Here is a 17,223-nt window from a genome sequence, read left to right as displayed (position 1 = left end):
TAATCGCAGGGGTTTTGACTTTGAATAATGATATCGAGCTAATGACGAATAAAGCGGTGATGAAGGCGGAGACGCCGAGAACCTTTCAGGAGCTTATCCTGAGACTGCAACAGTACTGGGCTGAGCAAGGTTGCGTGCTGTTGCAACCCTACGACATGGAAGTGGGTGCCGGCACCTTCCATCCGGCGACCTTTCTGCGCGCTATCGGTCCTGAGCCCTGGAGTGCGGCCTATGTTCAACCCTCACGCCGCCCTACAGATGGCCGCTACGGCGAAAATCCCAACCGTCTGCAGCATTACTACCAGTTTCAGGTCGTGCTGAAACCGTCACCGTTGAATATTCAGGAGCTGTACCTCGGTTCGCTGGAAATGTTGGGTATCGATACCTCTGTGCATGACATCCGCTTTGTCGAGGATAACTGGGAGTCGCCGACCCTCGGCGCCTGGGGACTGGGCTGGGAGGTCTGGCTCAACGGCATGGAAGTCACGCAGTTCACCTATTTCCAGCAGGTCGGTGGCCTCGAATGCCGTCCGGTCACCGGTGAGATTACTTATGGTCTGGAGCGGATCGCCATGTATCTACAGGGCGTCAGCAGTGTCTATGACCTGATTTGGGCTGACGGTCCAATGGGCACCGTCAGCTATGGCGATGTTTTCCATCAGAACGAAGTCGAAATGTCCGCCTACAACTTCGAACAGGCCGATGTAGAAAGCCTGTTCCATAGCTTTGATACCTGCGAACGCGAGAGTCAACGAATGATTGAAGCCGGCCTGCCGTTGCCAGCTTATGAACTGGTGCTGAAAGCCTCTCACACCTTCAACATGCTGGATGCGCGTAAAGCGATCTCGGTCACCGAAAGACAGCGCTTCATTCTGCGCGTCAGAACGCTTGCCCGGGCTGTGGCCCAAGCCTATTACGATCGCCGTGAAGCATTGGGCTTCCCGATGGTGCAGGCAGCCGAAGCGGAGGCACAGTCATGAAGGATTTTGACGATCTGCTGATTGAACTCGGTACCGAAGAACTGCCGCCAAAAGCCCTCGCCAAACTCAGCAAGGCTTTTCATCAGGGCGTGGAGCAGGGCCTCAAAAAAGCGGAACTGACATTTAACGACATCCGTCCCTATGCGACACCACGGCGACTGGCGCTGGTCATTAGTAAACTGCAGACCAAACAGCCCGATCGTGTTGTTGAACGTCGCGGTCCGGCAGTGACTGCCGCCTTCGACGAGGAGGGTAACCCCACCAAAGCCTTGCTCGGCTTTGCCGGATCCTGCGGCGTCGAGGTCGATGATCTCGATACCATGAAAACCGACAAAGGTGCCTGGCTGGTATTCAAACAGGAACAGGTCGGTGCCACCGCTGCAGAATTACTGCCGGAGATTATCCAGCAGGCGTTGAATGATCTACCCATACCCAAGCGGATGCGTTGGGGAGATCTACCGGGTGAATTTGTGCGCCCTGTCCACTGGCTGATTGTGTTGCTGGGCGATGAGATCGTACCCATGGATTTGCTGGGCGTCACTGCTGACCGTTTCACCCGCGGTCACCGATTCCATTATCCACAGCCTATCCGGGTCAGTTCGCCGATGACTTATGCGCCGCAACTGGAAACCGAAGGTCACGTCATGGTGGATTTCGAGGCCCGTAAAGAGGCGATTGAAGGTCAGGTTAAAGAACTGGCAGACAAGCTTAAAGGCACGGCCATCATCAACCCGGAACTGCTCGAGGAAGTGACTGGGCTGGTGGAGTGGCCGGTGGCGCTGGCCGGCAATTTTGATCAGCGTTTTCTGGAACTGCCGCCGGAAGCGTTAATTTCGTCGATGGAAGGGCACCAGAAATACTTTGCGGTCGAAGCCAAAGACGGCAAGCTGTTGCCACATTTTATTACCGTCAGCAATATTGCCAGCCAGGATCCGGCACAGGTGATCGCCGGTAATGAACGGGTGATCCTGCCGCGACTCAGCGATGCCGCTTTCTTCTGGGATACTGACCGTAAGCGAGCGCTGGCCGACCATCAGGAACAGCTGAAAACCATCGTGTTCCAGAACAAGCTGGGTACGGTTTACGATAAATCGCAACGTGTCGCCTCGCTGGCAGCAGAAATTGCGGCGCAGATTGATGGTCAACCGCAACTGGCAGAACGTGCTGCCAAGCTGGCCAAGTGTGATTTGGTGACGGAAATGGTGGGCGAATTCCCGGAACTACAGGGCATTATGGGTCGCTATTATGCGCGCCTTGATGGTGAAGATAATGAAGTTGCGGAAGCGCTGGATGAACAGTATCAACCGCGCTTTGCCGGTGATGACCTGCCGGCCACCCGCACCGGCCAGGCCGTCAGTCTGGCAGAAAAGCTGGATACCCTGACCGGTCTGTTCGGTATTGGTCAGCCGCCATCCGGTGTTAAGGATCCGTTTGCGCTGCGTCGTGCTGCGCTGGGCGTGCTGCGGATTATGATTGAAAAATCGCTGGATCTGGACCTGACCCGACTACTGGACAAAGCGGCCGCCAGTTTCGATGGCACATTGTCGGAAAATGATGTCAGCGAGCAGGTTATGCAGTATTTCTTTGACCGCTTGCGCGGCTATGCACTTGAGCAGGGCTTTAAAGCCGACGAATTTGAAGCGGTGCTTACCGTGAGACCCACACGGCCACTCGACTTTATGCAGCGTCTGAAAGCGGTGGCTGCTTTCCGTAAGCTGGAGCAGGCCGAGTCATTGGCGGCGGCCAACAAACGTATCGGCAATATTCTGCGTAAAAACGACAGTGAAACTGCTGAACCAGAGGTGAAAGACAGCCTGTTCCAGGAAGCTGCTGAAAAAGCCCTGGCTGAGAAAGTCAGTGAGGCCAAGCGCGAACTCGCGCCGCTATCAGCAAAAGCCGACTACACCGGCGTGCTGAACTATCTGGCCGGCATGCGCGAAACTGTCGACAGCTTCTTTGACGATGTCATGGTTATGGCGGATGATGAAATGGTTAGACAAAACCGTCTGGCCTTACTGAATCAGACCCGGGCCTTGTTCCTGGGCGTGGCCGATATTTCCTGCCTGCAGGAGTAGAACTATGTCGCTGATTATTCTGGACCGGGATGGGGTGATAAATCATGATTCGGATGATTTCATCAAAACACCGGCCGAGTGGGAACCCATCGAAGGCAGTCTGGAAGCGATTGCGCGGCTCAACTACGCGGGGTATCGGATTGTGGTGATTACCAATCAATCCGGTATTGCCCGTGGTTTGCTGGATGTGGAAACCCTCAATCGGATACACAGCAAAATGCGACGGATGTTGGCTCAGGTTGGCGGCAAGATTGAAGCGATATTATATTGCCCGCATGGGCCTGAAGATGGTTGCAGTTGTCGCAAGCCTCACAATGGTTCATTCACGGATCTGGCGCATCGTTTGCGGGTGAACCTGGATAATGTGCCCGCTGTCGGTGACTCGCTGCGGGATATTCAAGCCGCGATAGCTTCAAATGCGCGACCGATTCTGGTCAAAACCGGCAAAGGTGAACGGACTCTGGCCGAAGGCCTGCCTGATGGCGTTGAAGTCTATGAGGATCTGGCATCGGTGGCCAGTGCCCTGCTGGAGCCGTCATTGCCATGATCCTACTGCGTTCGCTGGTCTTTTTTGTCGTTTATTCAATCACCGCCGTAGTGTTTTCCTGCCTGGGCGTTCTGCTCTGGCCGCTTCCGTTTAAGTGGCGTTACGCCGTGGTCAGCCAGTGGGCCAAGCTCAATATCTGGCTACTGGCAAAAATCTGTGATTTGCATCTTGAGGTTGAGGGCAAAGAACACATTGGTGAAGAACCCGCGGTTATTATCTGTAAGCATCAGTCAGCGTGGGAAACCCTGGCCCTGCAGGCTGTTTTTCCGCCCCAGGTCTGGGTGCTCAAGCGGGAATTGTTGTGGATTCCATTCTTCGGCTGGGGCCTGGCGTCATTGAACCCGATAGCCATTGACCGTAAAGCGGGACGAAAAGCACTGAGTCAGGTGATTGAGCAGGGCCTTGACCGGCTATCTTCCGGTGCCTGGGTCGTCGTGTTTCCGGAAGGCACGCGGGTCGCGCCTGGCCGTATGGGCAGATTTGGTATTGGCGGGGCGAGATTGGCTGTGGACACCGGTTACCCAGTGATACCGGTTGCCCATGATGCCGGCCATTACTGGCCTAAACGCGGCTTTTTGAAAAAGCCGGGTACCATCAGGATGGTGATTGGTAAAAAAATAGATACTTCGAATGCGGATGCCGGCATACTCAATCAGCAATTGTTTGAATGGATGCAGCAACAAATGACCAAGCTGGAGGGTAAAAAACCACTCCAGCAAGACAAAAATCAATAGAGAGTCGACATGGTGGCTAGAGCAGAAGGCATTTTACGCTTACTGATCGTGGATAACTCCCTGACTGATGCAGAAGTGATGATCAATACACTGCGCAGTGCAGGCCACGCTGTCCGTGCCGCCCGGGAAGACCGACCCGCTGAACTGGAACAGCTACTGGCGAATCAAACCTGGGACCTGATGTTATGTCGGGATGGTGTACCCAGTTTGACGGCCACCGATGTGGTCTCGCTTATCCATCGTCTGGGTAAGGACTTACCTTGTATCATCATTGTTAATGATAAGAATAGCGAAGAACAGTTCTATGATTGTGGTCCCCAGGATGTGCTCGTTTTTGGTGATAATCGCCGGTTACAATTTGCAGCCAACCGAGAGTTAAAAAGCCTCTATATTCGTCGCCTGGGCCGTCGTAACGAGCGGGCATTAAGAGAGAGCGAAAAGCGCTCAAGAGCCCTGCTGGAAAGCTCACGTGATGCGGTGGCGTATATGCATGAAGGTATGCATATCTATGTTAATCAGGCTTATCTGAATCTGTTCGGGTATGAAGAGCCTGAAGATGTTGATGGCTTACCGATCCTGGATCTGATTAGTGCCGATGAACACCACAAGTTCAAAGCGGTGTTTCGAGACTTCGCTCAGCAGGCCGACTCTCCCCCCGCTACGATTTCGGCAAATTGTGTCCGGGCTGATGGCACTGGCTTCAATGCGGAAATAGAATTCAGTCATGCTCGGGTCGAGGGAGAAGACTGCACCCAGGTTGTGATTCGTGATGGAACAAAGAGCGCAACTACAGTCGATGATTCGCAACTGAAACTGTTACGTGATCATGACCTTTTAACGGGCTTATACAACCGCAAACGTTTTCTGGATGAGATGGAAAATGCCATCTCCCAGGTCACCGAAGGCAATGGTGACGCCGAGTTACTCTATTTGGTACTGGATGACTTTCAAGCCATCAAGGAGCAGGTAGGACTCGGTACCAGTGATGTGATCATTAAAAGCGTTGCAGATTTACTCAGGAAGACACTGCAGGAAGGCGAAACGCTGAGCCGCTATGGTGATCAGGTGTTTACTATTATTGTTCCGAGTCATGATGACAGTATGGTGGATCAGCGGGCGGCAGATTACCTCAAAACCATCAATGACTACGTGTCGCATGTGAATGGAAAATCTATCGATCTGCATTGCAGTATCGGTATCGCTAGGATCACAGAGAGTGAGGCATCTATTGCGACTGTGCTTGAAAATGCCGATAAAGCCTGCACCAAGGCGCAAAAAGGGGGTGGTAACCAGGTTCAGCGGCATCAGGCAGAACTACAGACCGAGCAGGCTGGTAGCCAGTCTGTGGAGCAGTGGCAGAAGCGACTTCGCAAAGGACTGGATGAAAACAGATTCCAGTTACACTTCCAGCCGATCGTTAGTCTGCATGGTGATAAGCAGGAGTTCTACGAGGTTCTGCTGAGACTCGAGCTGATGGAAACGCGATTGATACGCGCGGAGGAATTTATCCAGCAGGCTCATCAGCTGGCCATGATGACTGAAATAGATAAGTGGATCATCCGTCAGGCGCTGGAGACCCTCAGCGAACACCGACGGCAGTATCCCCGTACCCGTTTCTTTATCAAATTGTCTGAACAAAGTTTGCGAGACCGGGACTTTTTCGATTGGTTAGTCGCGACGTTTGAAGCCCACAAAGTGGATTGCGATGCAGTGGTATTTGAAGTCAGTGAAACCATCGCACTGGATAACCTGCAACAGTCTCAGGCGGTCATTGCCAAACTTAAACAGATTGGCTGCGAATTTGGGCTGGAACACTTCGGTTCCGGCGTAGACTTCTCGAACAGTCTGAGCAGTCTTGATGTTGACTATGTCAAAATCAATGGCACCTTTGTTGAGAATATGGCGCACGATAGCGAGAATCAGGCTGCGGTGAAAGCCATCATTGAAATGACCAAACAGGCGGGTAAACATTGCATTGCCGAGTTTGTTTCCGATGCCAACAGTCTTGCCCTGTTGTGGCGATTGGGTGTCGACTATGCTCAGGGATATTACATCCACGAGCCTTCAGAAAAACTCGATTACGACTTTGAAGATGATGATTTGTAATTGAGCAATAGCAATAAAAAAGCCGGGATAATCCCGGCTTCTTCAAGTTTAGCGTACACCGCGCAGGGCATTAATGCGCTCTTCCAATGGTGGGTGGGTCATAAATAAAGCTGACAGACCGCCGCGTCCCCCTGAAATACCGAAAGCATGTAACTGATCCGGTAATGGTTCATCGGCCGTGCCGGCCAGGCGCTGCAGCGCCGCAATCATCTTCGGGGCACCGACCAGGCTGGCAGCACCGGCATCAGCACGGTACTCACGCTGGCGACTGAACCACATCACAATAATACTGGCCAGGAAAGCCAGCACCAGCTCGGCGATGATCGAGGTGATCCAGAAAGCCGGACCATGACCGCTTTCCGTTTTGAATATGGTTCTGTCGACGACGTGACCAATGACCCGCGACAGCACAATCACAAAGGTATTCACCACACCCTGGATAAGCGCCATGGTAATCATATCGCCGTTAGCGATGTGACTGACTTCATGCGCCAGCACCGCTTCGACCTCATCCTGGGTCATTGACTGCATCAGCCCGGTACTGACCGCGACCAATGCTTTATTTCTGTTGGCGCCGGTAGCAAAGGCATTGGGTTGTGGTGACTGGTATACAGCGACTTCCGGCATGCCGATATTAGCCTGCTTGGCCAGTCTGCTGACCGTGCTTAGCAGCCAGCGCTCGGTGTCATTTTTGGGCTGTTCAATAACCTGGGCACCGGTCAGACGTTTGGCTGTCCATTTGGAAATCAGTAATGAAATAAAGGAACCGCTGAAGCCGAGCACGGCGGCATAGATCAGCAGTGAATTCATATCCAGGCCAACGCCCTGATCATCCAGCAGGCTCTCAATGCCCAGTAGCCGCATGGTCATACTCAGTACCAGCAACACTGCAAGGTTGGTACCAACAAAAAGCATAATTCGTTTCATTGCTGAATCCTAAGTGATTTAACAGAGCTAAATATGGGTAAAGACGATGACAATTTCAAGCTACTCTAAGACAATTTTTTAACAGCTTTTGCTGCCAGCCCATCAGTTGATCATTGCAGGCCTGCGCTGAGTCTGAAGCGAGTAAAAGGCTACAGATTGGTTCGCCTTTCTTGATGTAACTACCCGGATTTGGGAGATCATGACAGCAAGCCGGCCAGATGGGCTCATCAACCACAACCAGATTGCTATCGGCGTAGCAGTAGTGCATCAGGCGAACCGGCAAATTGTCCGACATGAGGGTGATATCCGGTAAGGATTGATGCCGACAGCTATCCATATGCCATTTAAGCCAGTCTGCAGTTGGCAGTAATGTCACAGAAGCACTGATTCTTGGATTAATTTCAAGAACATAAATATTACCATCGGTGGAAATAAGGTAGTCCAGACTGTTGATGCCTACCAGACGACTGGCTGTCACCAGTTTGATCAACATTGCCGATAACTGAGGGGCATGAACAGGTGGCTCGTCCCGCTGCCAGATTTGCTGAATAACAAACTTTTCAGATTGGTTGAACTGTTGATTCCAGCCCAGTATGGTGACGTCCTGCCCATTAGCAATAAAACACACTGAATGCGTCTCGCCCGTAATTTGCTGCTGGTAGAACTCCCCTGGGCTCAAAGGCCTTTTATCTGCAAAAACCGCGCTTCCACCGGCACTATCCAGGCGTTTTCGCAGAGGATTTTCTACAGTAGGCTTGCTGAGACTGGTGGGCGGATAGGGGATTTGTAACTGTTCCAGCAGGGCAAAGAAGCGATGCGCCTGCCGCAGTAGTGAGATGGTTTGCCGGGTATTGCCAATGACAGTGATATGAGACGGAAGGTCTGCAAGAATGGGATAAAAGCGTTCAATCCCGGTTCCGTAGAGCAGTAAACAGGGTTCGTTTTGGCTTAATGAAATTAATGCTTGCCGTAATTGTGACTGTGACAGTTGATCGAGGGCAGGTAACTGGGTGATTTTTTCAGCGACTGCCTGAGTATCGCTGTCACAAAAACAATCAGCGACCCGAACCGGATAGCCGGCAAGGGCCGCTGCTTCTGCGATAAAACGACCACTCTGGGCAAAGACCAAAACAGGTGGTCTTTGCTTCATCAGCGCTACCAATCAGACCAGTTTACGGGCGCCTTCAAAGGCATTACGGAAGTCGAGATAAACCGGTTTTTCGCTCTCAAGAGTTTCGCGCAGCAAAGCCTGTTGCAGTTTGTATTTGATATCACCCACAGCCAGCGCACCGATACCGACCGCATTCGGTGAATTTTTAGCCAGTTCCAATGGCGCGCCAAAGTCCATCATTTTAATACCTTCGATACCCAGCGGTGAGACTGCATTAACATCACCGGCGACTTTCAATTTCTTGGCATCTTCCAGTACCGAAGCATTCAGGACCTGTATACCGGCTTTTGCAGTACAGAAGACCACATCGGCATTGGCCAGAAGACGTGCTTTGTCGGCATCAGAGGCGGCAGTCGTACCTCGCAGATCAACACCGTAACGGCGTTTGGCTTCTTCAGCGAATTCCAGCGCAGTATCCAGAGAGAAGTGATCCACGATGGTGGTTTTAGCACCTTGCAGTGCGGCAATCACCGCAGTGGCAATACCGACCGGACCGGTGCCGCCAAAGACGACCGCCTGGGTGTTTTTATAGGTCTGGTCGAATTTGCTTTTCAGTTCCCGCTCGACACAGGCGACCAGCGCAGCTGCTGTTGTGAATGCACCGCTGGGATCGGCCATCACCGAAATCTCGAAAGGTGGCACCATGGCTTTTTTAGCGGCATCCAGCATATCCATCGCTACACCGATATCGCGCCCACCGATGAACATGCCCGTTTTTTTCACACCAGATGGACCACGCGAGAAAATCGCATCCTGGGTAAGATCAGCGACTTCATCCAGTTCGACATGGGTGTAGGGCATGATCACATCATAGCCAGCGTCCAGCGCCATATTGATATCAAAAGGGCTGTTATGTTTCATGGGATTGATCATGTGAATGATAGAGCGTTTGGACATGTGATTTCCTTAAAGACTAATGACTGAAAGCGTTATTCTCAACTAATCATAGCTAGTCTTGTACGACGGTTTCAATAATGGCGCCATGATTATCTGCAGCCGCGGAGATAAAGACCGGCAGGCTGGTCGATTCGGCGGCAATAAATTTATTAAGTTGCTGAATCAGCAAGTCGGCTTCTGACTGATCGCTGACAAAGATACAACCGGTGGGTCCCCAAGAACTCTGGGCAATACCGGTGTGGCCCAGTTTCTGAGCCTGCTGAAGGCAGGCAGCCACAAGCGGACTGGTATATCGGCCGCCCTGAGCACTGGCGAAGTGATCGCCAATGAGTGTCTGGATTTCAGTAATGGCAGCGCCGAAATTGTTGATATCCCGTTCTGATAGGCAGGGTAGCAGTTGCATTAGTGTCAGATGGCAAATGGCTCGTGAGTTTTCCAGCGGAAAAGTCGGTAGACTGCCAAAGGCCTGTTTTTCATGCTGACCATGAATGCCCTGATGGTGTGGGTCCATTACCATTACCACCCGCCATGATTCGGGATAGGTCTGATGCATCAACATCGGTGGTACCGTTTGATCCGGTTTGAGACCACCATCAACCACAAAGCCACCCTGATCGAAGGTAGCGATACCGATACCGGAGCGTCTGCCGCGGCCCAGGTTTTTGGCCAGCTCAACGGTGTCGATATTCAATTGATGTAGACGGGCCAATGCTGTACCCAGTGTTAGGGCCAGCTGAGTGCCGCTGCCCAGCCCGGCGTGTTCTGGAATCAGTTCATCTACCCGGATACAGACTGGTCTTTTGTGTTCCGGAATAGATTGCCCCAGTGTCTGGTAAAAACGCTGATAAATATTTTCGAGTCGGCTGCGGGTCTCATTAAGCAGCCCTTCACCTTCAATCAGAAGCGCCTCAGCAGGAGTGACGCTGAGACGAGTGTGATGGCTGTCAACAGCCAGCCCGATGCTGCCGAAACGGCGACCGATGCTGGCATTGAGATCGAGAAATCCGAGGTGCAGTCTGGCTGGCGCCCTGACAGTTACAGATTGCATCACTGCCGGGCGCTCAGCTTGGTTTAGCTTCACTATGCGTTGTCGATTTTGCAGGCGATATCGTAGATGGTGGTTTCGTCCAGGAAGAGATCATTGGTTTCGAACAGAGAAGCAATGGCACCACGGTGAACTTTCATTTTGAAGTTGCCAATGGCAATCGCGCCGTAATAGCGGCTACCGTTTTTTTCAGTACCGTTATCCATCACTTCCATGCCGGCAACCCCGAGTGGTGGCACCGCATTAACGTCAGCAATCACTTCCAAAGTGGTATTACCTTCCAGGGCGCTTTCCGAGATGACGCAGACACCGGCAGGACCGGCCGCAATCGCCACATGGGCGTCGGCCAGCAATTTTTTCACCGCTTCATCACTGCGGCTTTCGCCCGGCACAACATCGACACCGTAATCCTGTTTCATCTGGTCGGTTGTGGCTTTACTGCGTGCCAGACTGCGTGAGGTCATGGTGACTTTGGCTGCGCCCTCTTTCAAAAGATACAAAGCACTGCGCTGACCGACCGGGCCGGAGCCAAGAATGACAACATTTTTGTTTTTGACATCAAAGTCAGTCAGGACTTTACGAACGATGGCGGCAGCGGTGGTGTTGGAACCGTTGGGATCGAGCATCACGGACACTCTGACCGGACCGAAGAATGCTTTTTTTACCGCTTCACCGACCAGGTCACTGGCAGGCACATTGGAACCACCGATGAAAATGGCACTGTTTTTGAGATTTTTTCCACCACGGGTGAAGATCATGCCATGGACGTGAGGGGTGACATTATCACGGGTCGCGCCGCCGTGAGCGATGATATTATCGACACCGGAGTCATAAGCCACGGCCTGGTCAAAAGTGCTTGCTACCGGATCCGTATCCAGGTGCAGTAAAATTTTTTTCATCTGGGTCTCTCTCCTGCCCGCTTGCGGCGGTCCAATCTGAATCTAAAGGTCGGATTCTACCTGATGTTTGTAGCCTAAGAAACTAAACGCTTGTTTTTGCATGATATCCAATAAGGCAAGAACAGGAGAATTTCATGTAGTATTAGGACTTTGTCTGTCTGACAATAAAGACAACAGGAACTAAGCAATAAAATGGCGGGTCACAGCTGAGTCGCCGAATAATCACACTTCAGGAGAGATAAATGAAGAAAGCTGGTCTGACTTTAATCGCTGCTGGCATGGCTATACTGCCTGCTATGGCATCAGCAAATGATTTTTCCACCGTGACACGAGTTCACTATGTCATGGACTGTATGGCAGCTAACCCCGACATGAATGTCTATGAAGGAACGCACAAATGTTCCTGTGTGATTGACGAAATCGCCAAAGTATTCACGGAAAAAGAATTTGAAGATATCAGCACGGGTTACATGTACAAAAATTTACCGGCTGATCGTGGTGCGACATTCCGTGATGATAAAGGCATCAAAAGTGGCCTGTCATTGTTTGAAGAGACCAATGCCAAAGCATACAAAGAATGCCGTATTGTGAAATAACAACAGTTCAAAGCGACATAAAAAAGGCCGCATCTGCGGCCTTTTTTGATCGTAAGGATAAAATCAGATTTCTTTTTCCATACTGAATTCCTGTTCCTGGCTGTCGTGAATGACAGCTTTGAGTTTGCCAGGGGCATCAGGGGTAAAGGTAAAACGTACACTCGGATCTTCGCTCAGCGAAATACCCGCTTCCACTCGAATCAGCGTTTTATTGTTGTAGCTGATATCGATGTCATCAACGTAATGAGCAGGAATGTATTTACGGTTCTTCTGATCGTACTGCAAACCACTGTAATTGGGATGGCTGACGATGACTTGCGCCTGAACTGGTTGACCGACAGTGGGCTGGCGCATACGAATCTGCATCTTGCCCATTCGTGCCAGTGCAGCGGCAGCGTCTTTACCGGCGGGAGCACTGCAGCCTCCGGAGGCTTTGACGAAACGGGAAACCATGTGCAGGCTGCCGTCGTTCATTTCAGCGACAGCTCGAACATTTGTGTACTGATCAACACGCATTCTGGTTGAAATATCCACGGTCCCCAGTTCCGGTGACAAAACAAAATTGGCAGAATAAGGCATCGGGTTTTCATCGATGAAAACGTGGATGTTTTGGATATATTTATCAGCCGACTGCGGTGTCAGCGACTTGATGCTGATTGGGACGATTGCAGCGTCCTCGGCACGTTTTGGCGCCTCCAGAACCAGAAGGTCATCGGCGTTATCGCGTATTTCCCTATCACCGAAGTAGGCGTTTTTCAGGGCAGGCCATTTAGGCTCTTTGTCAGTGGCGGCCTGGCTGGGGGCTATCACTGCAAACAATGATAGAGCCACCACTAAACAGTGTAAAAATCGATTTGACATGTCTCTCTCCTACAAAAGTCATTATTATTGTTTTGCTAGTGTACAAAATTTGAGCGGAGAGGTGATGAAAAGTTCCTATGGCTGTCAGGAGCTTATAACTGTTTTTGCTGATGGAAAAAATGCGCTTTGCTGTCTGTCACTTCAGCTTTTAATGTGCCGGGCTCAGCAGGCGTGAACACAAATCTTAAGCTGGGGTCTTCACTAATCGAGATGCCAGCTGTCATTTTTATCAGTGGCTCGTCGTTATAGCTGATGTTCATCGTCTCAACAAAGTGGGCGGGTATGTATCCGCGAGTTTGTTGATCCATTTGAAGGCCACTATTGTTGGGATGGCTGACAATTACTTGCACCTGTGTGGGCGTACCAATTGTTGGCTGCCGCATCCGGATCTGCATTTTCCCCATTCTGGCTAGCGCGGCTGACTGATCTTTGCCTGCAGGGGCACTACAACCGCCAGAGGCTTTGACAAAAGTCTGCACCATATGCAGGCTGCCGTCTCTCATTTCAGCTACCACCCGGACAGGCGTGTAGCTATCGACCCTGACCCGAGTGGATAGATTGACAGTCTCAAGCGATGGCGATAATTCGAAGCTGGCTGCATGAGGCATGGGGTTGTTATCAATAAAAAGATGGAGCTTGGCAATCTCTGGTGAAACTGACGATGAGTCATGAGCTGTGATGGTGATTGGGACGATGGCAGCATCCTCTGCACGCATGGGAGCCTCAATTGACAAGTAGTCTGACGCCCCCTCATGAATGACGCGGTCACCGAAAAAGTTCTCTTTAATGACCGGCCAGAGTGATGCTTCTTCTGCTTCAGCCCAGGCAGGTAGTTGAAACACGAACAGTACCGGTAACGCCCAGACAAGCCGAAGAAAAAGCATTGATGTCTCCCTATTCCCACTCCAGTTCTACAAACGCTGCGGTCACATTTCTACGGTGGTAGTCTTCGAATAGCAGCCATTGATCTTTTTCACTCAAGCCTACCGAAGAGGTCGCCTCCTCTATAGTGCCAAAATCACTGATAATCGCCCTGATTTGTTCCCGAATCAGTGTCAGATAATTCAGTTGTGCCTGCCATACATCAGCGATATTGTTTTTTACAGCAGGACCATGTCCCGGTACCAGATTTTCAATCTTCGCCTGCTGAAGATCTTCAGATATGGCTATCCAGCCGTTGATGCTGCCGTCCAGAGCTGGAATGCGATCAATGAACAACAAGTCACCTGTCCAAAGGGTTTGAGTTTTTGTGTCAAAAACAGTCAAATCATGATCGGTGTGCGCCGTGGTATAAGCTGTTAACACTAGTTCACGACTACCCAGGTCCAGCGTAATTGGTTTGCCCACAGCCACAGTCTGTGATGGAGGAATAAACTCGGCACCTTTGAAGGCAGCGCCCAAGGTATCGGAAAAGGCGCGTTCAAAAAAACCTTTTCGAGCCGCCATGGCCGCCGGCAGTTTTTCATGGCCAACATACACGGGGTTTTCTGATTTAAAAGCGGCATTACCCAGCATATGATCCGGATGAACATGGGTGTTTATGACATAGCAAACGGGTTTATCAGTCTGCTCCTTAAGCGCCTTGTAAAGCAGTTCCCCCTCTTTGTAGCTGCCGCCGCTATCAATGACCGCAACACAGTCCTCACCCATGATAAAGCCAACGTTGGCAATTGCACCGATATTCTCAGCGGTGGCATCTTCATGCAATCCCTGATGATAGAAGCTGCCATCTGTCACCTTGTGTAAGGGATAGCGGTCGCTATCTGCAGCGGCACTGGGTATGAGTACAGACAGTAGACAGGCAAGGCTGAACTGGAGGTTGAATCTAATCATATCGCTCACTCTGATATATACAACATGAGGCTGGTACAATAACCCACCTTTTCTAAGACTATCCAGTTGAGAGTTTGTTACATGACCATTCGTACGCGTTTTGCTCCCAGCCCAACCGGTTACTTGCATGTCGGTGGTGCCCGCACTGCTCTGTTTTCCTGGCTTTATGCTCGTAAGCATGGAGGGCAGTTTATTCTTCGAATCGAGGATACTGACCTGGAGCGTTCCAGTGCTGAGTCAGTCAATGCGATTCTGGAGGGAATGACCTGGTTAGGGCTGACCTATGATGAAGGGCCGTTTTATCAGACCAAACGCTTCGATCGTTACAAAGAAGTCATTGAACAATTGATGAAGCAGGGGGATGCCTACTACTGCTACTGCTCCAAAGAAGAACTGGATGCCATGCGCGAAGAGCAGCGCGCCAACAAGCAGAAACCCCGTTATGACGGCCGCTGTCGCCATCGCACTGAACCCAGACCTGATGTGCAACCCGTGATTCGCTTTAAGAATCCGACCGAAGGCAGTGTTATTGTCAAAGATGTGATTCGTGGCAATGTGGAATTCAGCAACCGTGAACTGGATGATCTCATCATCGCACGCCCGGATGGCACACCGACCTATAACTTAACAGTGGTCGTCGATGATATGGATATGAAATTGACTCATGTTATTCGCGGCGATGATCACCTGAATAATTCACCTCGTCAGATCAATCTCTATCATGCGCTGGGTGCTGAGCCACCTGTTTTTGCCCATGTACCGATGATTCTGGGTGACGACGGTGCCAGATTGTCAAAACGCCATGGTGCGGTCAGTGTCATGAGCTATCGCGATCAGGGCTATTTGCCGGAAGCTTTACTCAACTACCTGGTGCGTTTGGGCTGGTCCCATGGTGATCAGGAAGTTTTTTCCCTGGATGAAATGACCCAGCTGTTTGACATTGAAGATGTGAACAAAGCGGCTTCCAGCTTTAATCCCGAAAAACTGCTGTGGCTCAATCAGCAATATATAAAGAACAGCAGCCCTGAACATGTCGCCAGTCACCTCAGTTGGCATCTCGGGCAACTCGGTATCGATCCGGCTCAGGGACCCGAGCTGACTGAAGTGGTTAAAACTCAGCAGGAGCGTGCCAAGACCTTGGTAGAAATGGCCAACAACAGCGCTTTTTTCTACACCGAAGTCACTGAGTACGATGAAAAAGCGGCCAATAAAAATCTCAATGAGGCGAGTCTGCCCTTACTGGAGGATATGCGCACTCGGCTGGAAAATGTAAGCGAATGGCTGGCAGAGCCTGTACATGCCGAGGTGAAGGCCTGTTCCGAAGCGAATGCGGTAGGCATGGGGAAAGTGGCACAACCCATCCGGGTAGCGATTACCGGTAATACCGTGTCGCCTCCGCTGGATATCACGCTGGCTTTATTAGGGCGTGAGCGCACTTTGCGCGCAATCAGCAAAGCGATTCAGTGGATCAAGGATCGTGCCTGAAAACAGCATTTATTTAGTTTCTTGATTAATTTCAATGGGTTACGTTGACGGGAAAAACTTCCCGAAAAAAATATGGAAAATATCACAAAAAAGATCAGGAAGATGCTTGACTAACGTTTTCAGCAAGACTATGGTTTGCTCTACGCATGAAGTTGGGCTCAACGAAAACTTCTTGGCGTACCACTAATAAAAAGCAATGTAGAGGAAAACTTTATGAAGCTGAAAACATTATCACTGGCGATGATGTCACTGGCTGTCGCAGGCGCGGCACAAGCTGACGAATTGCTGGAAATGCAAAAGAATGAAAACAACTGGGTGATGCCAGCGGGTAACTATTCCAATACCCGTTATTCAGAACTGACACAAATCAATAAAAACAACGTCGAAAACCTGAAAATGGCCTGGTCTTTCTCCACCGGTGTACTGCGTGGTCACGAAGGTAACGCGCTGGTCATCGACGGCACCATGTATGTTCACACGCCATTCCCGAACATCGTGTTTGCGCTGGATCTGAACAACGACGGCGCCATTAAATGGAAGTACGAGCCTAAGCAAAACTACGACGAAACAGTACCAGTCATGTGCTGTGACACCGTTAACCGTGGTCTGTCTTATGCCGACGGCAAAATCTTCCTGAACCAGGCTGATACCACCCTGGTCGCGCTGAATGCGGCTGACGGTAGCGTTGTCTGGTCTGACAAACGTGACGATCCTAAAGTCGGTGCCACCAGCACTGCTGCTGCTCACGTCTTTGATGACACCATCATCGTCGGTATTTCAGGTGGTGAGTTCGGTGTACGTGGTTACGTTCAAGCCTACGATCTCGACGGTAACGTGAAGTACAAAGCGTACAGCACCGGTCCTGACGAGGAAATGCTGGTTGACCCTCAAAAAACCACTTCCATGCTGAAACCGGTTGGCAAAGATTCTTCTTTGAAATCCTGGCAGGGTGATCAGTGGAAAATCGGTGGTGGTACGACCTGGGGTTGGTATTCTTACGATCCTGACCTGAACCTGTTCTACTACGGTAACGGTAACCCCTCAACCTGGAACCCGGTTCAACGTCC

At 51.0% G+C, this 17,223-nt stretch carries 16 protein-coding genes; 8 read left to right on the top strand and 8 right to left on the bottom strand.

Going from position 1 to position 17,223, the window contains the following annotated elements; all coding sequences use genetic code 11:
• Positions 1 to 41: 41 nt before the first annotated feature.
• Genes glyQ through OMQ46_RS06780 form a run of 5 tightly spaced genes read left to right on the top strand, consistent with a single transcriptional unit; the run spans position 42 to position 6,442 of the window.
• Positions 42 to 980: a glycine--tRNA ligase subunit alpha gene (glyQ, locus tag OMQ46_RS06800; RefSeq protein ID WP_266235983.1), complete on the top strand. Its 939-nt coding sequence runs from the start codon at positions 42 to 44 to the stop codon at positions 978 to 980.
• Positions 977 to 3,055 (top strand): glycine--tRNA ligase subunit beta, encoded by a 2,079-nt coding sequence (gene glyS / locus OMQ46_RS06795; RefSeq protein WP_266235981.1) that lies wholly within the window; start codon positions 977 to 979, stop codon positions 3,053 to 3,055. The genes glyQ and glyS overlap by 4 nt, the downstream gene beginning before the upstream one ends.
• A 4-nt stretch (positions 3,056 to 3,059) precedes the next feature.
• The gene (gmhB, locus tag OMQ46_RS06790) at positions 3,060 to 3,602 is read left to right on the top strand and encodes a D-glycero-beta-D-manno-heptose 1,7-bisphosphate 7-phosphatase (RefSeq protein WP_266235979.1); all 543 of its coding nucleotides are present in this window, start codon (positions 3,060 to 3,062) and stop codon (positions 3,600 to 3,602) included.
• A complete protein-coding gene (locus tag OMQ46_RS06785) occupies positions 3,599 to 4,336 on the top strand; it encodes a lysophospholipid acyltransferase family protein (protein WP_266235977.1) in 738 nt (245 codons plus the stop codon). The genes gmhB and OMQ46_RS06785 overlap by 4 nt, the downstream gene beginning before the upstream one ends.
• Before the next feature lie 9 nt (positions 4,337 to 4,345).
• Entirely contained in the window at positions 4,346 to 6,442 is a 2,097-nt protein-coding gene (locus OMQ46_RS06780; RefSeq protein ID WP_266235976.1) for an EAL domain-containing protein, read from the top strand.
• A 48-nt stretch (positions 6,443 to 6,490) separates the two neighbouring features.
• Here the strand turns inward: OMQ46_RS06780 and htpX are convergent, their stop codons facing one another.
• The 5 genes from htpX to OMQ46_RS06755 are packed head-to-tail and all read right to left on the bottom strand — an operon-like array spanning position 6,491 to position 11,381.
• Positions 6,491 to 7,369 carry a protease HtpX gene (gene htpX, locus OMQ46_RS06775; protein WP_266235975.1) on the bottom strand — a complete coding sequence of 293 codons (879 nt, stop codon included), beginning with the start codon at positions 7,367 to 7,369 and terminating at the stop codon, positions 6,491 to 6,493.
• A 55-nt stretch (positions 7,370 to 7,424) separates the two neighbouring features.
• On the bottom strand, positions 7,425 to 8,519 hold the full coding sequence (locus OMQ46_RS06770; RefSeq protein ID WP_266235973.1) for an ATP-grasp domain-containing protein: 1,095 nt from the start codon (positions 8,517 to 8,519) through the stop codon (positions 7,425 to 7,427).
• Between the two features lie 12 nt (positions 8,520 to 8,531).
• The gene (locus OMQ46_RS06765; protein ID WP_266235971.1) at positions 8,532 to 9,437 is read right to left on the bottom strand and encodes an NAD(P)-dependent methylenetetrahydromethanopterin dehydrogenase; all 906 of its coding nucleotides are present in this window, start codon (positions 9,435 to 9,437) and stop codon (positions 8,532 to 8,534) included.
• Positions 9,438 to 9,489: 52 nt separating this feature from the next.
• The gene (locus OMQ46_RS06760; RefSeq protein WP_266235970.1) at positions 9,490 to 10,485 is read right to left on the bottom strand and encodes a beta-ribofuranosylaminobenzene 5'-phosphate synthase family protein; all 996 of its coding nucleotides are present in this window, start codon (positions 10,483 to 10,485) and stop codon (positions 9,490 to 9,492) included.
• 32 nt (positions 10,486 to 10,517) lie between these two features.
• The gene (locus OMQ46_RS06755; RefSeq protein ID WP_266235969.1) at positions 10,518 to 11,381 is read right to left on the bottom strand and encodes an NAD(P)-dependent methylenetetrahydromethanopterin dehydrogenase; all 864 of its coding nucleotides are present in this window, start codon (positions 11,379 to 11,381) and stop codon (positions 10,518 to 10,520) included.
• A 242-nt stretch (positions 11,382 to 11,623) separates the two neighbouring features.
• Here OMQ46_RS06755 and OMQ46_RS06750 point away from each other — a divergent pair, with 242 nt between their 5' ends.
• Positions 11,624 to 11,977 (top strand): hypothetical protein, encoded by a 354-nt coding sequence (locus OMQ46_RS06750; protein WP_266235967.1) that lies wholly within the window; start codon positions 11,624 to 11,626, stop codon positions 11,975 to 11,977.
• Positions 11,978 to 12,040: 63 nt separating this feature from the next.
• On the opposite strand, the gene OMQ46_RS06745 is transcribed toward OMQ46_RS06750, so the two are convergent.
• The 3 genes from OMQ46_RS06745 to OMQ46_RS06735 form a co-directional block, all read right to left on the bottom strand.
• The gene (locus tag OMQ46_RS06745) at positions 12,041 to 12,838 is read right to left on the bottom strand and encodes a quinoprotein dehydrogenase-associated SoxYZ-like carrier (protein WP_266235966.1); all 798 of its coding nucleotides are present in this window, start codon (positions 12,836 to 12,838) and stop codon (positions 12,041 to 12,043) included.
• Between the two features lie 92 nt (positions 12,839 to 12,930).
• Entirely contained in the window at positions 12,931 to 13,722 is a 792-nt protein-coding gene (locus OMQ46_RS06740; protein ID WP_266235964.1) for a quinoprotein dehydrogenase-associated SoxYZ-like carrier, read from the bottom strand.
• A gap of 10 nt (positions 13,723 to 13,732) precedes the next feature.
• Positions 13,733 to 14,671, bottom strand: a complete 939-nt coding sequence (locus OMQ46_RS06735; RefSeq protein WP_266235962.1) for a quinoprotein relay system zinc metallohydrolase 2 — start codon at positions 14,669 to 14,671, stop codon at positions 13,733 to 13,735.
• 81 nt (positions 14,672 to 14,752) lie between these two features.
• Between OMQ46_RS06735 and gltX the strand changes: the two genes are divergently transcribed.
• Both gltX and OMQ46_RS06725 read left to right on the top strand, forming a co-directional pair.
• Complete coding sequence (gltX, locus tag OMQ46_RS06730) at positions 14,753 to 16,156, top strand: glutamate--tRNA ligase (protein ID WP_266235960.1); 1,404 nt, start codon at positions 14,753 to 14,755, stop codon at positions 16,154 to 16,156.
• A 213-nt stretch (positions 16,157 to 16,369) separates the two neighbouring features.
• On the top strand, positions 16,370 to 17,223 hold an 854-nt coding region (locus OMQ46_RS06725), incomplete at its 3' end, for a PQQ-binding-like beta-propeller repeat protein (protein WP_266235958.1).

The organism is Methylophaga sp. OBS1, from assembly GCF_026319365.1.
Note: the sequence above shows the minus strand (reverse complement) of the source record. Positions and strands in the feature narration are given on the sequence as shown.